This is a genomic window from Leisingera sp., assembly GCF_034669605.1.
Classification (GTDB): Bacteria; Pseudomonadota; Alphaproteobacteria; order Rhodobacterales; family Rhodobacteraceae; genus Leisingera.
This window is the reverse complement of sequence record NZ_JAXMOX010000300.1, coordinates 1-4,076: the sequence shown is the minus strand read 5'-3', so window position 1 is coordinate 4,076 and position 4,076 is coordinate 1. Positions and strand designations below refer to the sequence as shown.

The window sequence follows — 4,076 nt, the reverse complement described above, 5'->3', positions numbered from 1 at the left end:
CTTACTTGCAAAGTGCCCAGCGCGCCCTTCACCTGGGAGGCCGAAGGGGAAAGCAACCCGGCGGGCAATACCGCGCTGGAGGGGCTTTATATGTCCAACCGCATGTATTGCACCCAATGCGAGGCCGAGGGGTTCCGCAAGATCACCTATTACCCCGACCGCCCCGACGTGATGTCCACCTTCACTGTCCGCATCGAAGGCGACGAACCGGTGATGCTGTCGAACGGCAACCCGATGGGCCAGGGCGAAGGCTGGGCCGAATGGCACGACCCCTGGCCGAAACCGGCCTATCTGTTTGCGCTGGTGGCGGGCGATCTGGTCAACTACCCCGGCGGCTTCACCACCAGGTCCGGCAAGGATGTCGAGCTGAACATCTGGGTCCGTCCCGGTGACGAGGGCAAATGCGCCTTTGGCATGGAGGCGCTGAAGAAGTCGATGAAATGGGACGAGGACGTCTACGGCCTTGAGTACGACCTCGACCTGTTCAACATCGTCGCCGTGGACGACTTCAACATGGGCGCGATGGAGAACAAGGGGCTGAACATTTTCAATTCCTCCTGCGTTCTGGCCTCGCCCGAAACCTCGACCGACGCCAATTTCGAGCGCATCGAGGCAATCATCGCCCATGAGTATTTCCACAATTGGACCGGCAACCGGATCACCTGCCGCGACTGGTTCCAGCTCTGCCTCAAGGAGGGGCTGACCGTCTTCCGCGACGCCCAGTTCACCGCCGACATGCGCTCGGAACCGGTCAAGCGGATCGAGGATGTGATCACCCTGCGCGCCCGCCAGTTCCCCGAGGATGGCGGCCCCCTCGCGCATCCGCCGCGGCCAGAACAATTCCAGGAAATCAACAACTTTTACACCGCCACCGTCTACGAAAAAGGCGCCGAGGTGATCGGCATGCTGAAGCGGCTGGTGGGGGATGACAACTACTACAAGGCGCTGAGACTCTATTTCGAGCGCCATGACGGCCAGGCCTGCACCATCGAAGACTGGCTGAAAGTGTTCGAAGACGCCACTGGGCGCGACCTGCAGCAATTCAAGCTGTGGTACAACCAGGCCGGCACGCCGCGGGTGAAGGTGTCCGAAGACTTCGCGGACGGCACCTACACACTGACATTTGAGCAATCGACGCCCCCGACGCCCGGCCAGCCGGACAAGGCGCCGCGGGTGATCCCGATGGCGGTGGGCCTGCTGTCCCCCAACGGCAGCGAAGTGCGCGCGACCGAGGTGCTGGAGCTGACCGGGGCTAAACAAAGCTTCACATTTGGCGGCCTCGCCTCGAAACCCGTGCCGTCGATCCTGCGTGAATTCTCCGCCCCGGTGATTCTGGAGCGTGAAACCACCAACGCCGAACGCGCCTTCCTGCTGGCGCATGACACCGACCCCTTCAACCGCTGGGAAGCAGGCAACGCGCTGGCCAAGGAATCCCGCGTGGCAATGGTTCTGGATGGCGCCGCCCCGGATGCGGCCTATCTCGATGCGCTGGAAAAGCTGGTGCGTGACGACGATCAGGATCCGGCCTTCCGCGCCCTGGTGCTGACCCCGCCCAGCCAGGCCGACATCGCCCAGACCTTGCATGAACGCGGCTTCACACCCGATCCGCAGAAAATTTACGACGCGGCAGAGACCTTTACCCAGACCCTGGCGCAGCAGCTGGAAACCAGCCTGCCCCGGCTGTATGCTGCCACAACGGTGGACGGCGCCTATGCCCCGGATGCAAAAGGTGCCGGCAAGCGCGCCCTGAATGGCCGCATCCTGTCGCTGCTCACCCGTCTGGACGGAGGCGAACAGGCCGTGCGCCAATACGCAGCTGCGGACAACATGACCCAGCAATACGCCGCCCTCGCCGCGTTGATGAAAGCCGAAAAGGGGGATTCCCAATCACAGGCATTCTTTGACCAGTGGCAAGACGACCGGCTGGTGATGGACAAATGGTTTGCCCTGCAGATCGCCTGCTCCGCGCCACAGAAAACCGCAGCCACCGCGGCCGCCCTGACCAAACACGCTTTGTTCGACATGAAGAACCCCAACCGTTTCCGCGCAGTTTTTGGCGCATTGGCGGGCAACCACGCGGGCTTCCATCATGCAAGCGGCGAGGCCTATGCCCTGCTGGCAGACAACCTGATTGCATTGGACAAGCTGAACCCGCAGACCACCGCCCGTATGTGCGCCGCCTTCCAGACATGGAAACGCTATGGTACGGACCGGAAAGCGCTGCTCCGTGCCCAGATGAGCCGCATTGCCGGCGCGCCGGGCCTCAGCCGGGACACCAATGAGATGATCACCCGGATCCTGGATGCCTGAAACAGCCTCTCCGGCGGCGGGCTACAGCTTCTCCCGCCGGGGCCGCTCTCTGGCTGCGATGCTGGCAACTGGCGCCTGGCTGGCGGTACTGCTACTGTCGTGGCTGTTGCTGGATGCGGCCGTTTTGCTGGTGATCCTGCTGGCCCTGCCGGTTCTCCCCGCGCTTCTGGATCTGATCCGCAATCCCCTGTCAGGCCTCATGTTTTCGGGAAACCAAATCGAATGGTTCACCGGAGGCCTGACCGGCAAAGCCGAACTTGGGGAGATCGACCGTGTACGTTTTGACACCCGCTGGGATTTCTCAGTCCGCGCCACATTGATCCTGCGCAGCGGCAAGCGCATCCGCCTGCCGCAGGAGGCCACCCCGCCGCACGCCGAAGCAGACGCCGCATTCCAAGCCCGCGGCATCAAAACCGAACGTCATCATTTCGCTGCGTTCTGACGGCCCCGCCTGTAAATTTGCACATCAGCCGGCGCGCGCGCCGCTGCCCCCCGCGAATGTTCCCATTTAGGCGTGAACTTTCCCAGTGCCGCCATCTTTGCGCCCCAATGTCTGACGACATTGTGAGAAACGACAAGCTGCCACTCACCAGGAAGCGCAAATGCTCACAACCTCTCGACAGGCACGGGATCTTCTGTCCCGAATTTCAGGTCTGGTTTCCGACCGTGCCAAGCCTGCCGCCATTCCTGTTCCTGTTCCTGTCCCTGCTCCGCACCCAGCCCCGGCAGCGGAACTTCCGGACCGCCGCCTGGTAGACAGCCTGTCCATCCCGGTCTGCAGCGCAAGGGGTGATCCGGAGTGCATCCAGGCCCAGGACAGCGGCCAGTTTCTGGCCCGGCAAGAGCGCTGGGACGAACTGTCCCGGCAAATCCGTGACGCGGATCAAACCCGCGCCGCCGCCCGCTGCGGTCTGCCGCTGGCTGACCTCGTCGCCTATGGCGCCCGGGCTGATGTTGTGAACGCAACCGAACATGCTTTGGCGGAGGACCAGGATGCCTGCAGCCGCTCATTGATCCGCGGCCTGATGGCGTTTGAGGCGCTGCGGGCCGAGAACCGCCAAGATCCCTATCTGACGGCCCTGGTTGCCCTTGCCCATATCGACATCGGCTGGGCCTGGCGCGGGACCGGTGGTCAAACCGTGGCATCGCAGCCGAACCAGCGCCGCTGCGCCGCCCATTTCGACCGTGCCGCGGCCTTGCTGGATCCAATTGAAAAAGGCTGCCGGGACAGCCCGTTTCTGAAAGCCGCACGCTGTGCGCTGTTTGCCGGCCGCAACGCCGGGACGCTGCGGGTGGCGGACGAATTCGGCGCGCTGATTGATCTTGCTCCCGGCAACCACCGCCACATGCGCACACTCGGCGCCCATATGCTGCCACACCGGTCCGGCTCCTATGCGGCCCTCGAACTGGAGGCCCGCCGCACCGCGTCCCGCACCGCTGAAACCTGGGGGGCTGGCGGCTACACCTGGGTCTATTTCGACGCCATTTCCATTGACGATCAGGCCTGCGCCCGTGTTGACACCCGGCTCTTCCTCGACGGGCTGAAGGACATCGTCAATGCCAACCCCTCGCAGGAGATGGTCAACCTGCTGGCCGCCTATTGCACGGTTTCCCTGCGCAGGGGCCTGGGCCAGAATTTCCAGGCCGACGTGCCGCGGCTGAAGATTGCCGGGGCCGCAACCTGGCTGATCCGCGATCACCTGACGGAACTGCATCCGCTGGTCTGGGCTCATGCTGCCGAGGGATTTGACAACAGTGACCGCATC

General features: G+C 63.5%; 3 protein-coding genes. All 3 read left to right on the top strand.

What is annotated here, in order from left to right:
* Window positions 1-2,310 (top strand): aminopeptidase N (gene pepN / locus VOI29_RS23135; protein ID WP_323784074.1); only part of this gene is annotated, 2,310 nt, incomplete at its 5' end.
* Window positions 2,303-2,752 (top strand): hypothetical protein, encoded by a 450-nt coding sequence (locus VOI29_RS23130; protein WP_323784072.1) that lies wholly within the window; start codon window positions 2,303-2,305, stop codon window positions 2,750-2,752. The genes pepN and VOI29_RS23130, both read left to right, overlap by 8 nt.
* A gap of 160 nt (window positions 2,753-2,912) precedes the next feature.
* Window positions 2,913-4,076, top strand: a 1,164-nt coding sequence (locus VOI29_RS23125; RefSeq protein ID WP_323784070.1) for a hypothetical protein, incomplete at its 3' end; no start/stop codon positions are given.

Coding starts and splice junctions, on each gene's coding strand:
- VOI29_RS23130 (WP_323784072.1), top strand. CDS start 2,303: ATGCCTGAAACAGCCTCTCCGGCGGCGGGCTACAGCTTCTCCCGCCGG.